The organism is Streptomyces sp. NPDC005774, assembly GCF_042871645.1.
GTDB lineage: Bacteria > Actinomycetota > Actinomycetes > Streptomycetales > Streptomycetaceae > Streptomyces > Streptomyces pratens.
In genome coordinates this window covers 1-14,792 of sequence record NZ_JBIAIV010000043.1, presented here as the reverse complement: position 1 = coordinate 14,792, position 14,792 = coordinate 1, and the positions used below count along the sequence as shown (strand labels likewise).

At 72.4% G+C, this 14,792-nt stretch carries 10 protein-coding genes; 6 read left to right on the top strand and 4 right to left on the bottom strand.

What is annotated here, in order from left to right; translation table 11 throughout:
• The first annotated feature begins 140 nt into the window (after positions 1 to 140).
• Both ACFYQA_RS29685 and ACFYQA_RS29680 read left to right on the top strand, forming a co-directional pair.
• Positions 141 to 2,069: an MFS transporter gene (locus ACFYQA_RS29685; RefSeq protein WP_388924223.1), complete on the top strand. Its 1,929-nt coding sequence runs from the start codon at positions 141 to 143 to the stop codon at positions 2,067 to 2,069.
• 376 nt (positions 2,070 to 2,445) lie between these two features.
• Entirely contained in the window at positions 2,446 to 4,023 is a 1,578-nt protein-coding gene (locus ACFYQA_RS29680; RefSeq protein WP_388924220.1) for a sodium:solute symporter family protein, read from the top strand.
• A gap of 18 nt (positions 4,024 to 4,041) precedes the next feature.
• Here the strand turns inward: ACFYQA_RS29680 and ACFYQA_RS29675 are convergent, their stop codons facing one another.
• Entirely contained in the window at positions 4,042 to 5,178 is a 1,137-nt protein-coding gene (locus tag ACFYQA_RS29675) for an ADP-ribosylglycohydrolase family protein (RefSeq protein WP_388924217.1), read from the bottom strand.
• Between the two features lie 261 nt (positions 5,179 to 5,439).
• Between ACFYQA_RS29675 and ACFYQA_RS29670 the strand changes: the two genes are divergently transcribed.
• Positions 5,440 to 5,721: a hypothetical protein gene (locus ACFYQA_RS29670; protein WP_388924214.1), complete on the top strand. Its 282-nt coding sequence runs from the start codon at positions 5,440 to 5,442 to the stop codon at positions 5,719 to 5,721.
• Positions 5,718 to 6,116, top strand: coding sequence for a PIN domain-containing protein (locus ACFYQA_RS29665; protein WP_388924211.1), 399 nt, complete (start codon positions 5,718 to 5,720; stop codon positions 6,114 to 6,116). Before ACFYQA_RS29670 ends, ACFYQA_RS29665 begins: the two co-directional genes overlap by 4 nt.
• 10 nt (positions 6,117 to 6,126) lie before the next feature.
• On the opposite strand, the gene ACFYQA_RS29660 is transcribed toward ACFYQA_RS29665, so the two are convergent.
• The 3 genes from ACFYQA_RS29660 to ACFYQA_RS29650 all read right to left on the bottom strand — a co-directional run bounded on the left by ACFYQA_RS29660 (position 6,127) and on the right by ACFYQA_RS29650 (position 10,458).
• The gene (locus ACFYQA_RS29660) at positions 6,127 to 6,708 is read right to left on the bottom strand and encodes a hypothetical protein (protein WP_388924208.1); all 582 of its coding nucleotides are present in this window, start codon (positions 6,706 to 6,708) and stop codon (positions 6,127 to 6,129) included.
• Positions 6,709 to 6,856: 148 nt separating this feature from the next.
• A complete protein-coding gene (locus ACFYQA_RS29655; protein WP_388924205.1) occupies positions 6,857 to 9,448 on the bottom strand; it encodes a bifunctional FO biosynthesis protein CofGH in 2,592 nt (863 codons plus the stop codon).
• A 155-nt stretch (positions 9,449 to 9,603) separates the two neighbouring features.
• Positions 9,604 to 10,458 (bottom strand): LLM class F420-dependent oxidoreductase, encoded by an 855-nt coding sequence (locus tag ACFYQA_RS29650; protein ID WP_388924201.1) that lies wholly within the window; start codon positions 10,456 to 10,458, stop codon positions 9,604 to 9,606.
• Positions 10,459 to 11,020: 562 nt separating this feature from the next.
• On the opposite strand from ACFYQA_RS29650, the gene ACFYQA_RS29645 reads away from it, so the two are divergent.
• Positions 11,021 to 14,035, top strand: a complete 3,015-nt coding sequence (locus ACFYQA_RS29645; RefSeq protein WP_388924198.1) for a BTAD domain-containing putative transcriptional regulator — start codon at positions 11,021 to 11,023, stop codon at positions 14,033 to 14,035.
• A 364-nt stretch (positions 14,036 to 14,399) separates the two neighbouring features.
• Positions 14,400 to 14,591, top strand: a complete 192-nt coding sequence (locus ACFYQA_RS29640) for a hypothetical protein (protein ID WP_388924196.1) — start codon at positions 14,400 to 14,402, stop codon at positions 14,589 to 14,591.
• The last annotated feature ends 201 nt before the right edge of the window (positions 14,592 to 14,792 follow it).

Here is a 14,792-nt window from a genome sequence, read left to right as displayed (position 1 = left end):
GACGGTCGGCGGGGTGCGTGCTAGCGTCACGAAACAGGCAGGTCACCGGTGACCGCGCCGTTACCGTGAGCAGAAGACGCGCTACGACGACGCGCACACGAAGACGCGATACGAAGACGCCATACGGGGAGTGCCTTCAGGTGGCCACAGCGGAGCCGACACGCGCCGACGACGCCGAGCCGGGCCCGGAGTCCGGCCCGCGAATACCCCTGCCGGGAACGGACGGCCGGCCGCCGGGCACGGGCACGCCCGAAGCACCGCCCTCTCCCCCCACCTCCACCGCCCCGACCGCGGCCCCCGGCACCTCGGCCCGCGACTCCCGCCCCAAGGCCGTCGTCCGCGCGGTGCGCGCCCGGATGCTGCGGCATCCGGTGCTGTCCGTCACCGTGCTCGCCGGCGTCCTGCACATCGTCTGGTTCTTCACGTTCGCGAACAGTGGCGGCGATCTCGCGGCGCAGGACGCCTGGGCCGAGTTCGTCGGTCGGCACCCCGACTCCGCGTACAACATGGCCTGGTACGGCGGTATGCACGCGGTGTCGTACAGCGTGGTGTCGCCGTACCTGATGGCGGTGCTCGGTGTACGGACGACGATGATGCTCGCGGGGACGGTGTCGGCCGCGCTGCTGACGATGCTCCTCATCCGCAGCCGGGCGGTACGCAATCCGCTGTGGGCCGCGCTCGCGGGGGTGTTCGGGCTGCTGGGCAACGCGGCTTCGGGACGGGTGACGTTCGGACTGGGCATGATGTTCGGGCTGGCCGCGGTCGCCGTCGTGTTCTGCTGGCCGTACCGCTGGCGCTACAAGCGCTGGGCGAAGGCCCTGTGCGCGGCACCACTGGCGGCGCTGGCCACCATGTCCTCGCCGGTCGCGGGCCTGTTCGTCGGGCTGGTGGCGGTGGCGTTGTTCCTGCAGAAGCGCCGGCCGGGGGCGTGGGCGCTGGGACTGGGTCCGGCCGCGGTGGTGGCGGTGTCGGCCTGGATGTTCCCCTTCTCGGGGACGCAGCCGATGGGGTTCGGTTCGGTGGTCCTGCCGCTGGTGTTCTCGGTCCTGGTGTGCGTCCTGGTGCCCCGCGAGTGGATCACGGTCCGGATCACGGCCGCGGTGTACGGGCTGGGTGTGGTGCTGGTCTGGCTGGTGAGTTCGCAGATCGGTTCCAACATGACGCGGCTGTCGATGCTGTTCGCCGGGGTGGCGCTGGTGGCCGCGCTGCCGTTCGCGGTGCCGAAGAGCCGTAAGTGGTACGCGATCGTCGTCGCGTTCGTCGCGTTCGTCGGGTGGATCGGCTTCAAGTCGGTCGACGACGTCGTGAACACGACGCCCGCCGCGTCCTGGGCGCGCGAGCTGGCGCCGCTGGTGAACGAGCTCCAGGAGGTCGGCGCCGACAAGGGCCGGGTGGAGGTCGTCCCGGCACGTTCGCACCGCGAGGCCTCGGCGCTCGCGCCGTACGTCAACCTGGCGCGGGGCTGGAACCGGCAGGCCGACATGGAGCGCAACCCGCTCTTCTACGACGACACCCTCAACTCGGCGAACTATCACGAGTGGCTCAAGCGCTGGGCCGTGCACTTCGTGGTGCTGCCGAAGGACACGCCGGACGGTGACGGCGGTGAGCGGGAGCGGGAGCTGGTGCAGCGGGGGCTGCCGTATCTCCAGCAGATCTGGGGCGACGCCAACTGGCAGCTGTTCGCGGTGCGGGACCCGTCCTCGCTGGCCGAGCCGAACGCGGTCGTGGAGCGGTCCAGTCAGAGCGAGATGACGATGCGGGTCGAGAAGGCGGGCCGGGTCGTCGTGCGCATCCCGTACTCGCCGTGGCTGAGCGTCGTCGACGCGGAGGGCAACAAGCTGGAGGGGCCTCGGGAGACGGAGGAGTCCAGGAACCGTTCCGACGGCGGCGGGGCCTCGGACGACGGGCCGAAGACGTACGACAACCTCAACGGCTGCCTGATGGAGACCGAGGAGGACGAGAACGGCGACAAGTGGACGGTGCTGCTCGCGCCGGAGCCGGGCACCTACCGGCTGGCGGCGCCGTACGGCGTACCGCGGGGCACGCCGTGCCCGGAGGAGCTGCACTGACCACGGCAGCCGGTCCTTGCCGCCGACCGCCGACCGCCGACCGGACCTGAACGGCTGCCCGGCGGAACGGGCCGATGCGGCGTCCCGGCCGTCTTGACCGTCCCGGCCCTCGTGATCCTCCCGGCTCTGCTGTCCTCCCGGCCTCCCGACCCTCCGCTGAATGTTCAACTTCATGAACGTCGGCCATCAGCGTGAACATTTTTGCGCGCTCTTGACTCTCCGCTTTCTTGTCGTGCCCACGCCTACGCGCTCACGATGAGCGGGCACTTCGCACCCTGCCGCAAGCGCACCTCGGACCCACCGCACACTTACCCCGCTCGGGCGAAGTGCCAACCAGATGAGCAGAGTTCATAAGGCGGACCCCGGAAGGGGGGACATGAACAGTCTCGACTGGGCGGTGCTCATCGGCTACTTCGCGGTGATGATCGCCATCGGTGTCTGGTCGCACAAGCGGGTGGACAACGTCAGCGACTTCTTCACGGCCGGCGGCAAGATGCCCTGGTGGCTCTCCGGCATCTCCCACCACATGTCGGGTTACAGCGCGGTGATGTTCACCGGCTACGCCGGCATCGCATACACCTACGGCGTGACGTCCTTCGTCACCTGGTCCTTCCCCATCGCCCTCGGCATCGCCATCGGGTCGAAACTGTTCGCCCCGCGGATCAACCGGCTGCGCTCCCGGCTCCATGTGGCATCCCCGCTGGAGTACCTCAAGAACCGCTACGACCTGAAGACCCAGCAGGCGCTGGCCTGGTCCGGCATGCTGCTGAAGATCGTGGACGTGGCTGCGAAATGGGCGGCGATCGCCACCCTGCTGGCGGTGTTCACCGGCGCCTCACTCAACGAGGGCATCCTCATCACCGGCGTGGTCACGGCGATCTACTGCACCATCGGTGGCCTGTGGGCGGACGCGCTGACGGAGTTGGGCCAGTTCGTCATCCAGCTCCTGGCCGGTATCGCCATGTTCATCGCGGTGGTGTCCGAACTCGGCGACCACGGCGGCTTCTTCGGCGTGTGGGACGAGCCCGAGCTCCAGGGGCACGCGGAGCCGCTGGTCGGGCCGTACGGCACGGTCTTCCTGCTGGCGTTCCTCTTCATCAAGCTGTTCGAGTACAACGGCGGCATGCTCAACCAGGCCCAGCGGTACATGGCCACGGCCACGCCCCGCGAGGCGGAGCGCTCGGCGCGGCTCTCGGCGGCGCTGTGGCTGGTCTGGCCGCTGGTGCTGTTCTTCCCGATGTGGATGTCGCCGCTGCTCGTGGAGTCCCAGAAGGCGGACGGTTCCGACTCGTACGCCCTGATGACCGAACAACTGCTGCCGCACGGCCTGTTGGGACTGGTCATCGTGGGCTTCTTCTCCCACACGATGGCGATGTGCTCCTCGGACGCCAACGCCATCGCGGCCGTGTTCACCCGGGACGTCGCCCCGGTGCTGTCCGCGAGGGCACGGCGGTGGAACGACCGGTCGGGGCTGGTCGCGGCCCGGGTGACGACCGTGGTCTTCCTCGGCCTGTCCATGGCGGTGGCGACACAGGTCGACTCGCCGACGTTCAAGGACATCATCACCGTGGTCATCAAGTGGGTGGCCGGTCTGATGGGCCCGATCGCCATTCCGATGATGCTGGGTCTGCTGCGTCCGTTCCGCCGCTCGGGCCCGACCGCGGCGCTCTCCAGCTGGTCCATGGGCCTGCTGGCCTTCTGGCTGGTGAACTACCCGATCAACTGGGCCGTCGAGGGGGGTGTGCCCCTGGAGTACCAGGTCTCGATCCCGCTCGCCGTCTCACTGATCCTGTACGTCCTGATCGGCTACGCGAAGCCGGAGGACACCCCGGAGCGGATGGCGGTCATCGAACGCATCAACACCGACAGCGACGACGGTTCCACCGCGGCGGCGGTACCGGCCCCGGCAAAGGCCCCGGACGTGGCATCCACCCGGACGCCGGACAACCCATAGCCCTGGGCGTTCCATGGGTCACCCGGTCAGGGCGCCTCCCGCGCCACGCGGGTAGCGCGCCAGCCAGGCCGGGGACGAGCCGGCCGGGCCGTGCAGGGCGGGGCCCTGGGTCATCTCCATGGCGAAGTCGTCGGCGAGTTCCAGGATCGTGGGACGGCCCTCCAGTTCGGCCAGCCAGGCCGGCGGGAGGGCCGTCTCGCCGTGCAGGGCCCCCAGCAGCCCGCCGGTCAGCGCACCGGCCGCCGCGCTGGGCCCGTCCATGTTGACGGCGAGGCACAGCCCGTGCCGTACGTCCTCCCCCACCAGCGCGCAGTACACGGCGACGGCGACGAGCCCCTCGGCCGTACCCGCCCCGGCGAGCCCCGCGATCCGCTCCGGTGTGGGCATCCCCTGCCGTACGGCCCCCAGCGCCTGCTGCAGGGCGTCCGTCACCGGCTGGTGCCCCGGCCGTGCTGCCAGCAGCGCCAGCGCCCGCTGCACCGCCGTGTCGAGGGTCTCGCCCCGGGCCAGACCGTGCACGATCGCCGCGTACCCGCCGGCCGCGAGGTAGGCGGCCGGCCGGCCGTGGGTCTGTGCCGCGCACTCCACGGCGAGCTGGGCGACGAGCTGCGGCTCCCAGCCGACGAGCAGTCCGAAGGGCGCCGAGCGGGCCGCCGCCTCGGGGCCCGCCTCGGCGGGGTTCTTGGGCGCCTCGGGCGTGCCCATGGTGTCGTCCCCGAGTCCGGCCAGCAGCGCGCGGGCCGGGTCGCGGCGGGCGTAGAGCCACTCCTCGCGCGCGAGCCACCCGTCCTCCTTGCGGCGCTCGTCGGGCCCCCAGTCCCGCTGGGTCGTGGCCCAGCGCAGGTACGCGCGGTGCAGATCGGTCGGCGGGTGCCAGGCACCGGTGTCGCGCCGCACCTGGGCGCGGATGAGGCCGTCCACGGAGAACAGGGTCATCTGGGTGAGATGGGTGACGGCGCCGCGCCGGCCGTGGGCGGGGGCGGGTCCGGTGATCCCGGCGGCGCCGTGCGTCTGCCGGATCGCGTCGACGCCCTGCCCGTCCACGGGCGCGCCCAGCGCGTCCCCGAGGGCCACGCCGAGCAGCGTCCCGCGCACCCGGCTGCGGAAGTCCTGCTGCTCGCGGCGCCCCCAGACGGGCCCGGAAGTCGCATCCACCCAGACCTCCCGGACACCGTGCGTACGTGCGACGCCAAGCACTGTATGCGAACAGGGACGGTCGGTTCAGGGCACGGAGAGGTATGGGAACGGTGACCGAAGTGACCGACCTGACCGCACCTGGTCACCTACGCCCGGCCCAGTACGGCACTCCGGGCGGATTTCGCCAGGTGTACGTCGAGCCGGGCGGCAAGCCCGCACCGGGAGCACGGGGAGGAGCAGCCAGGGCGCTTATGGCATTTGCAATGCCATAGTGAGTCCATGGCAGACGACGACACCGATTTTCCTCCCGGCGACGGTCCCAGCAGTGGCGTCTCCGTCACCCTCACCGCCGGTACCCTGCGGGCGATCCGTGAGCGGGTCGGCCGGCGGGGTGTCTCGGCATATCTGGAGAGAGCGGCTCAGCGGCAGATCGAGCGGGATCAGCTGGACGAGCTGATCGCCGCCTTCGAGGAGGTGCACGGGCCTGCGGACCCGGAGGCCGTGGCGGCCAAACGCGCCCGGCTCACCGGAGAGGGTTCCGGAGCGGGGGCCGCCGCGTGAGCGGTGCTCTGGTCCTGGACAGCGAAGGGCTGGCAAAGGCCGTGCAGCGGGACCGGGAAGTGCACGAGTGGCTGGCGGCCGCCCGTGACGCCGATCTGCCCGTGATCACCTCCTCCGTGGTGCTGGTCGAGGTGATCCATCCGAAGATCAACGAGGCGGCGCTGCGGTGGACGCTCTCACGTGTACGCGTGGAACCGGTCGCCCAGGCGCTCGCCCGGTCCGCCGCCGCTCTGCTGCGTGCCGCCGGCCTTCACGGCCACAAGTACGCCATCGACGCCATGCTCTGCGCGACCGCCCTGCAGTATCCCGGTCGGGTGACCATCCTGACCTCCGATGTGGAGGACGTCGGCCTGCTCACCGCCGGGCACCCACGTGTGATGGCCGAGAAGGCCTGACCTCACACAGTCACTCGACGACCCTGACCGTCGTGCCCGTGGTGCCGAAGGTCCACAGGGCCTCGCCGTCGGCCTTGGCCACGCGGATTCCGCCGGTGCTGCGTCCTTCGGCGGGCGGGGGTGAGGAGCCGTCGACGGCGTTGGAGAAGGCGATGGAGACGCCGGACTTCGCCGCGAAGTAGACGATGTGCTCGACGTCCACGCCGTCGCTGCCGGTCGTGGCCTCGGTGCGGGTGCCGATCGTGTACGTGCCGGGGTCGGGGGCGACCGTGCCCGGCCAGACCGCGAAGGAGCGGCGGGGGGCGTCACTGGCGTCGACCAGCCACACCTGCCGGGTGTCGAGGGAGTAGACGACACGGCGGCCGGTGCCGGAGTCGGCCGGGACCGCCGACGCGTCCACCCCCGCCCCCGTTTCCTTCTCCTTCGGTTCGGCGGGCGGTTTCGCGTCCGCCGTCGCCGGCGTGCTGGGGCGGCTCGTGGACGCGGTGGGCTGCGCCCCCTGGTCCGCCTGGACACCCAGGACCGCCACTACGGCTATCGCCCCCGTGGTCAGCCCGGTCACCCAGGCCCACGAAGGAAGACGGGCAGGCACCGGTACGCATCTCCTAGGTGTGGCGGAGTTCCGCCCCCTCGAACCGGAGGCCAGATCATCGTACTGCCCGGCCTGCCTCGAGTCCTCCCTCGAGCCCCGTCCCCGTCCGTCCCCGTCCTTCCCCGTCCGTCGCCGCTCGTTCCCGGCCTCAGTCCAGCACCGGCAGCAGTTGCGGCAGGTGGCCGTCCGAGGCGCGGGCCGCTTGCCGCCGTTCCTCCGGGACCTCGCCGTACAGGGTGGTACGGGGCCTGGCCGGGCGGCCCGCCGCCTCCGCCACCGCGATCAGGTCCTTGACGGACTTGTACGAGCCGTAGGAGGAGCCCGCCATGCGGGAGATGGTCTCCTCCATGAGGGTGCCGCCCAGGTCGTTGGCGCCGGAGCGGAGCATCTCCGCCGCGCCCTCCGCGCCCAGTTTCACCCAGCTGGTCTGGATGTTGGGGATGTGCGGGTGGAGCAGGAGGCGGGCCATCGCCGTGACCGCGCGGTTGTCGCGGGTCGTCGGGCCGGGGCGGGCGATGCCGGCCAGGTAGACGGGGGCGTTGGTGTGGATGAAGGGGAGGGTGACGAACTCCGTGAAGCCGCCGGTGCGCTGCTGGATGCCGGCCAGGGTGCGCAGGTGCCCCAGCCAGTGGCGGGGCTGGTCGACGTGGCCGTACATCATCGTCGAGGAGGAGCGGATGCCCAGCTCGTGGGCCGTCTCGATGACCTCGATCCAGGTGGCCGCCGGCAGCTTGCCCTTGGTCAGGATCCAGCGGACCTCGTCGTCGAGGATCTCCGCCGCCGTGCCGGGGACGGAGTCCAGGCCGGCCTCCTTGGCGGCGGTCAGCCATTCGCGGATCGACAGGCCGGTGCGGGTGGCGCCGTTGACCACCTCCATCGGGGAGAAGGCGTGCACATGCATGCCGGGGACGCGTTCCTTCACCGCTTTCGCGATGTCGAAGTACGCCGTGCCGGGCAGGTCGGGGTGGATACCGCCCTGCATGCAGACCTCCACCGCGCCCACCTCCCACGCCTGTTGGGCGCGGTCGGCCACCTGGTCCAGGGAGAGCGTGTAGGCGTCGGCGTCCGTGCGGCGCTGCGCGAAGGCGCAGAAACGGCAGCCGGTGTAGCAGACGTTGGTGAAGTTGATGTTGCGGGTGACGATGTAGGTGACGTCGTCGCCGACCGCCGACTTCCGCACGTCGTCCGCGATCCGGCACAGGGCGTCCAGCGCCGGGCCGTCGGCGTGCAGGAGGGCGAGGGCCTCGTCGTCGGTCAGCCGGGTCGGATCGTCGGCCGCCGTCGCCAGGGCCTGGCGTACGTCGGTGTCGATGCGCTCGGGCCGCATGCCGGGGATGGCGGCCTCGCGCAGGGCACCCCAGTCGCCGTACACCTCGTCGAAGTCGTCGCGGCGGTCGGTGGTGCGGCCCTCGGTGTCGATGGTGCGGTGCAGGTCGGTACGGCCGGTGGCGGTGAACGCCTCGTCCGGTTCCTGCCAGGGCAGCCCCTCCGGGAGGACACCGGAGCGCGCCAGGCCCGTGGCCGGGTCGGCGAGCGCCGCCACGTGCGGGCGCAGCCGCGGGTCCAGCCAGGGCTCACCGCGCCGGACGAACTCCGGGTAGACGCAGAGACGTTCCCTCAGCTCGAAGCCGGCCGCGCGGGACCGTTCGACGAGTGCGTCGATCTGCGGCCAGGGGCGTTCGGGGTTCACGTGGTCGATGGTGAGCGGGGAGACACCGCCCCAGTCGTCGATGCCGGCCGCGATCAGCCGCTCGTACTCGGAGTCGACGAGGTTGGGCGGGGCCTGGATGCAGGCGGTGGGGCCGAGGACGTGCCGGGCGACGGCGACCGCGGCGATCAGCGCGTCGAGTTCCGCGTCCGGCATACCGCGCATCGCGGTGTCCGGCTTGGCGCGGAAGTTCTGGATGATCAGTTCCTGGATGCCGTGATGGGCCCGGGAGATCTTCCGCAGCGCGAAGAGGGACTCGGCGCGCTCCTCGTACGTCTCCCCGATGCCGATGAGGACGCCCGAGGTGAAGGGGACCGAGGAACGGCCGGCGTCCTCCAGGACGCGCAGGCGGACGGCGGGTTCCTTGTCCGGCGAGCCGTGGTGCGGGCCGCCGGGCTCGGACCACAGGCGGGTCGCGGTGGTCTCCAGCATCATGCCCATGGACGGCGCGACCGGCTTGAGGCGCTGGAAGTCGGTCCAGGTCAGCACGCCCGGGTTCAGGTGGGGCAGCAGGCCCGTCTCCTCCAGGATGCGGATGGAGATGGCGCGGACGTACGCGATCGTGTCGTCGTAGCCGTGCGCGTCGAGCCACTCGCGCGCCTCGGGCCAGCGGTCCTCGGGCTTGTCGCCGAGGGTGATGAGGGCTTCCTTGCAGCCGGCGGCGGCGCCCTTGCGGGCGACGTCGAGCACCTCGTCCGGCGACATGAACATCCCGTGCCCGGCGCGGCGCAGCTTGCCCGGCACGGTGACGAACGTGCAGTAGTGGCACTTGTCCCGGCACAGCCGGGTCAGCGGGACGAAGACGCTCTTCGAGTACGTGATCACTCCGGGCCGGCCCGCGGCCAGGAGGCCCGCGTCCCGGACCCGGGCGGCCGAGGCGCACAGGTCCTCCAACTGCTCTCCGCGCGCCTGGAGCAGCACGGCCGCCTCGGTGACGTCGAGGGAGACACCGTCCCGTGCTCGTCTGAGGGCGCGGCGCAGGGAGTTCTGGGTCGGGCCGGTTCCGGAGGTCACGGATGCCGAAGTCGTCATTCCTCGAGGATACGTTCGGTGCGATCAGGGCAAAGAGGGGCCGTGCGGGGCGGCCCGAAGGTACTCCTCGGGCGTCGTCGACGAACGTCGTCGACCAGCCTCGCCATCGGGCGTCGGCGTCGGGCGTCGCCATCGGCCGTCGGCATCGGGCGTCGTCATCTGGCGTCGACGAACGGCTGGTACGCGTCCAGCGATCGCAGTACCCCCGCCTCCCCCTCCGGCGGCAGCTGCACCACGACCTCCTCGATCCCCAGTCCGGCGTAGTGGGCGAGCTTGTCCGGGGTGGGCCGGACCGCGTACGGGACGACCTGGAGGGCGCCGGGGTCGCGGCCGGCGTCGGCCCAGGCGGTGCGCAGCGCGGGCAGGGACTCGGACAGGCCGCGTCCGCCGATCGGCAGCCAGCCGTCGGCGTACGCGCAGATGTGCGTGAACAGTTTCGGCCCGGCCGCCCCGCCCACCAGGGTGCGCGGTCCGACGACCGGGCCGCGCGGCTTCTGGACCGGCTTGGGGTGCGCGAAACTGGCCCGGACGCTGCCGAACTCGCCTTCGTGCGCGGTCGGTTCCTCCGACCAGAGGGCCTGCATCAGGCCCATCCGGTCCCGGACCAGCTCACGCCGCGTCCGCCATTCCACCCCGTGGTCGGCGGCCTCCTCGACGTTCCAGCCGAAGCCCACCCCGAGGGTGAACCGGCCGCCGGAGAGGTGGTCGAGGGTCGCGATCTGCTTGGCCAGGTCGATCGGGTCGTGCTGCGCGGCGAGCGTGATGCCGGTGCCGATGCCGAGCCGCTCGGTGACGGCCGCGGCCTGCCCGAGCGCGACGAACGGGTCCAGGGTGCGGGTGTACTCCCGGGGCAGCTCGCCACCCGCCGGGTACGGGGTGCTCCGCTCGACGGGGATGTGCGTGTGCTCGGGCAGATACAGCCCGGCGTACCCGCGCTGCTCCAGCTCGGGGGCGAGCCGGGTGGGGGTGATCGTCTCGTCGGTGAGGAAGATCGTTACGGCGATGCGCATGAGCGGCCTTTCGTACGCGGACGACGACGTCATCAATACCCGGGCCCGGCCCATCTGTCCATACCGACCGGTCGGAATAGGCCCCGCGGAGGGAAGGGCCGGGCCGGAAGGACGGACGTCGAGCGGCGGATCACCCCGCCCCGCCACACCCCACTCCGCCACACCCCGCCACGCCCCGCCCGCGTCCGCGTCCGCGCCGACCGCGGAACGAGGCGCCGGCGAGCCCGCACCACCGCTCCTCGGCCGTCCGGGTCACTGCGGGCGCGCGCACGCGCCACGCACGGGGCGAGTCGGCGGGGCGTGGACGACACGGGGCACCGCAGCACCTTCCCGACCCTCCGTCGACACCACTGGAACGGTGGGGGAAACGGGCCAAAGGCAGGCCCATGGCGGTGACGTGCCCGCGAACGTCCGCGCAACACGCGTGCGCACGCGTGCGCAGAAGATGTGTGGATCCCGTGGACCGTGCGCGCGCCCATGTGATCGCCGTCTCGCACGGCTGCCGCATCCGTCACGGACAAGGCAGACTGGCTTGGTTGTTGAGGATGCATAGGGGGACTGCATGGACGGTGCACCGCGAGTGCCGGAGCAACGGCGTCCCGGTTCTCCGGCGGAGCCGTCGACATCGCCGAAGTCGTCGGCGGAGTCAGAGGCGTTGGGGTCACCGGAGTTGTCGGTGCTGCGCTTCAGCATGCTCGGCCCGGTCCGCGCCTGGCGCGACGGCGAACCCGTCGGCACCGGCAGCCCGCAGCAACGCGCCCTGCTCGCAGCCCTGTTACTCCGCAGGGGCCGTACGGCGACGGCGGCCGAACTGATCGACGCCCTGTGGGGCGAGGAGCCCCCCTCGCAGGCCCTGGCGGCGGTCCGTACGTACGCGTCCCGGCTGCGGAAGGCGCTGGGGCCCGGCGTCCTGGTCAGCGAGTCCGGCGGATACGCGGTGCGCGGGACGGGCGAGGACGCGCTGGACGTCGCGGTGGCGCAGGGGCTGGCCGCCGATGCCGAGCGCGCGAAGAACGCCGGGGACCTGTGCACGTCCCGTACCCTCCTGAACCGCGCCCTCGCACTGTGGGACGGCGAGACACTGGCAGGCGTACCGGGCCCGTACGCCCAGGCGCAGCGGGTGCGGCTGGAGGAGTGGCGGCTCCAGCTCTCCGAGACGCGGCTGGACATGGACCTGGAGCAGGGCTGCCACGCTCAGGCCGTCTCGGAACTGACGGCGCTCACCGCGGCGCACCCGCTGCGCGAACGCCTGCGCGAGCTGCTGATGCTGGCGCTGTACCGCAGCGGACGCCAGGCGGAGGCACTGGCGGTGTACGCGGACACCCGCCGCCTGCTCGCCGACGAGCTGGGCGTGGACCCGCGCCCCGGCCTCCAGGAGCTCCAGCAGCGCATCCTGCGGGCGGATCCCCAGCTGGTGGAGCTCTCCTCCCCCGCGCCGCCCGAACCGGCGGCCGCCCCGGTCCGGCCCGCCCAGCTCCCGGCCACCGTGTCCGACTTCACCGGCCGTTCGTCCTTCGTACGCGAATTCGGCGCGATCCTCGCCTCGGCCGAGGGCCGCGTGATGGCGGTGTCCGCGGTGGCCGGGATAGGCGGCGTCGGCAAGACGACCCTCGCCGTGCACGTGGCCCATCAGGTGCGGACCGTTTTCCCCGACGGCCAGCTGTACGTCGACCTCCAGGGCGCGGGCCCCCGGGCGGCCGAACCGGAGACGGTCCTCGGCTCCTTCCTGCGGGCCCTCGGCACACCGGCCTCCGCCGTGCCGGACTCGTTGGAGGAACGGGCGGCGCTGTACCGCTCGGTGCTGGACGGCCGCCGGGTGCTGGTGCTGCTGGACAACGCGCGCGACGCGGCCCAGGTACGCCCCCTGCTGCCGGGCACGGAGGGCTGCGCGGCGCTGGTGACGTCCCGGGCGCGGATGGTGGACCTGGCCGGCGCCCATCTGGTCGACCTGGACGTGATGTCCCCGGACGAGGCGCTGGCCCTGTTCACGAGGATCGTGGGCGAGGAACGGGTCGCGTCGGAACGCGAGGCCGCGCTGGACGTCGTGGCCGCGTGCGGTTTCCTCCCGCTGGCCATCCGTATCGCGGCCTCCCGCCTCGCGGCCCGCCGCACCTGGACGGTGTCCGTGCTGGCGGCCAAGCTCGCCGACGAGCGCCGCCGCCTGGACGAACTGCAGGCCGGCGACCTGGCGGTGAAGGCCACCTTCGAACTCGGCTACGGCCAGCTGGAGCCCGCCCAGGCCCGCGCCTTCCGCCTGCTCGGCCTGGCCGACGGCCCCGACATCTCCCTGGCGGCGGCCGCGGCCGTCCTGGACCTCCCGGCACACGACACGGAGGACCTGCTGGAGTCCCTGGTGGACACTTCCCTGCTGGAGTCCGCAGCGCCCGGCCGCTACCGTCTCCACGACCTGGTCCGCCTCTACGCCCGTGCCTGCGCCGAGTGCGACGAACAGCCCCCGGGCGAGCGCACCGCCGCCCTGTCCCGCCTGCTCGACTTCTACCTGGCGACGGCCGCCGGCGTGTACGCGATCGAGCGGCCCGGAGACCGGCTGGTCGACCATCTGGCCGTCACCGACCACCCCGGACTGCGCTTCCCCGACCGCAAGGCGGCGCGGGACTGGCTCTACACCGAGGCGAGCTGCCTGCTCTCCTTCGCCCGCCAGTGCGCCGACCTGCCGGACATGCTGCGCCGGAGCATCGACCTGCTGTGGACCGCTGTGGACCTGTCGGAGTCGGGGGCCAACTCCAAGGAGTACGAGGCCACCGCACGGACCCTGCACGACGCCGCCCGGAAGGCCGGCGTCGCCCGGCTGGAGGCGCGGGCGCTGATGACCCTGGCGCACGCGCATATCGACGGCGGCCGGTTCGACCTGGCCGACGAGGAGGCCGAACAGGTCGTCCGCCTCGCACGGCGGGCCGACGACCTGCTGCCCGTGTGCTGGGCCCACAACGCCCGCGGCGTGATCGCCCTCTACCGAAGCCGCACCGAGGCCGGCGAGGAACATCTGACGCACGCCCTCACGCACTTCCGGACGCTGGGCGACCGCCCCGGTGAGGCGAGCGCGCTCTGCAACCTCTCGCGGGTCCGGCTCGCCGCCGGCAGCACCGGCAGCGCCGTGGCGCTCGCCCAGGAGGGCATGGAGATCTACGACGCCATGGGCAACTCCCTGCGCGGCGCGAACGGCCGCTACGCCCTCGGCATGGCGCTCACCCAGAGCCACCGGCTCGTCGACGCGGCCGACCGGCTCCTGGAGGCGCTGGAGGTCTTCCGCGACAGCAGGCAGCGGCTGTGGGAGGGCATGACCCTGTTCCGCCTGGCGGAGGTCGACATCGCCGGGCGACGGTACGCCCAGGCCGCGGCGAACGCCGAGACGGCGCTGACCGTACTGCGCGGCATCGGCGGGCAGTGGCGGCGCGGCAACGTCCTGACGGTGCTGGGGCACGCCCTCACCGGCGTCGGCCACCTGGGGCGCGCCCGCGTCTGCTGGGAGGAGGCGGCCCGCATCTACGAGGCGCTTCGGGCGCCGGAGGCGGCGACGGTACGGGCCCTGCTGACGCCGGTCGAGGAAGCTGCCTGAGGGACGGCGCGGCGGGGGCCGCCCGGCGCCCTCGACGGGGTCCTCGAGAGTCTCGAAAGGTCCTCGACGGGGTGCCCCGAGGCCCGTCGTCGCGGCGTTCATCGTTCGTTTATCGCCGGGCGCGATGGTGGTGCCAGTCGATCCGTCGCGTCGGGGGGCAGGCGGGTCGTCAGAAGAGGCCGCAACATCGGCCCACCAGGGGCTTTCGTTCGGATCAGGCCGGGTCAGGGGGAACGCGAGCCCCGCATGATCCGGACGGGAGGTCCTGGGGCCGAGCGGCCGAAACGGTCCGTCCGGTCACCCTCGGGGGAGTGTCCGGACGGGCCGGACGACAGGAACACCACACAGGGGAGCAGGAAGAATCATGAGCGACGAGCAGGTCGTCAAGCCGCAGGGTGACATCCACGCCACGTCCGAGCCGCTCGGCACCAAGGCCGAGGACGGCGGGACCGAGGACGGCGGCGCCACCACCCAGGGCGACATCCACGCCACGGACGAGCCGTTGGAGACCAAGGACATCCACGCCACGTCGGAGCCCTTCAAGCCGGCCCGGTAGAGCGCGCCCACACGGGGAGACGCGGGGGCCGCGGCGGTGCGGAGGGGGAACCGTCACGGCCCCGCGGAGGTTGCGCGGGAGGGGGGGGGGGGGGGGGGGGGGGGGGCGGGGGCCGGCCCCCCGCCCGGGGGGGGCGGGGGGGGGCGGCCGGCCGCCCCCCCCCCCCCCACCGCCGGCGCGCAGACGCAGGGGCGGGGCCGC

Bases quoted from the DNA above. Each gene is read 5' to 3' on its own strand.
- ACFYQA_RS29680 (WP_388924220.1), top strand. From the start codon at position 2,446: ATGAACAGTCTCGACTGGGCGGTGCTCATCGGCTACTTCGCGGTGATG.
- ACFYQA_RS29670 (WP_388924214.1), top strand. From the start codon at position 5,440: ATGGCAGACGACGACACCGATTTTCCTCCCGGCGACGGTCCCAGCAGT.
- ACFYQA_RS29655 (WP_388924205.1), bottom strand. From the start codon at position 9,448: ATGACGACTTCGGCATCCGTGACCTCCGGAACCGGCCCGACCCAGAAC.
- ACFYQA_RS29650 (WP_388924201.1), bottom strand. From the start codon at position 10,458: ATGCGCATCGCCGTAACGATCTTCCTCACCGACGAGACGATCACCCCC.
- ACFYQA_RS29645 (WP_388924198.1), top strand. From the start codon at position 11,021: ATGGACGGTGCACCGCGAGTGCCGGAGCAACGGCGTCCCGGTTCTCCG.
- ACFYQA_RS29640 (WP_388924196.1), top strand. From the start codon at position 14,400: ATGAGCGACGAGCAGGTCGTCAAGCCGCAGGGTGACATCCACGCCACG.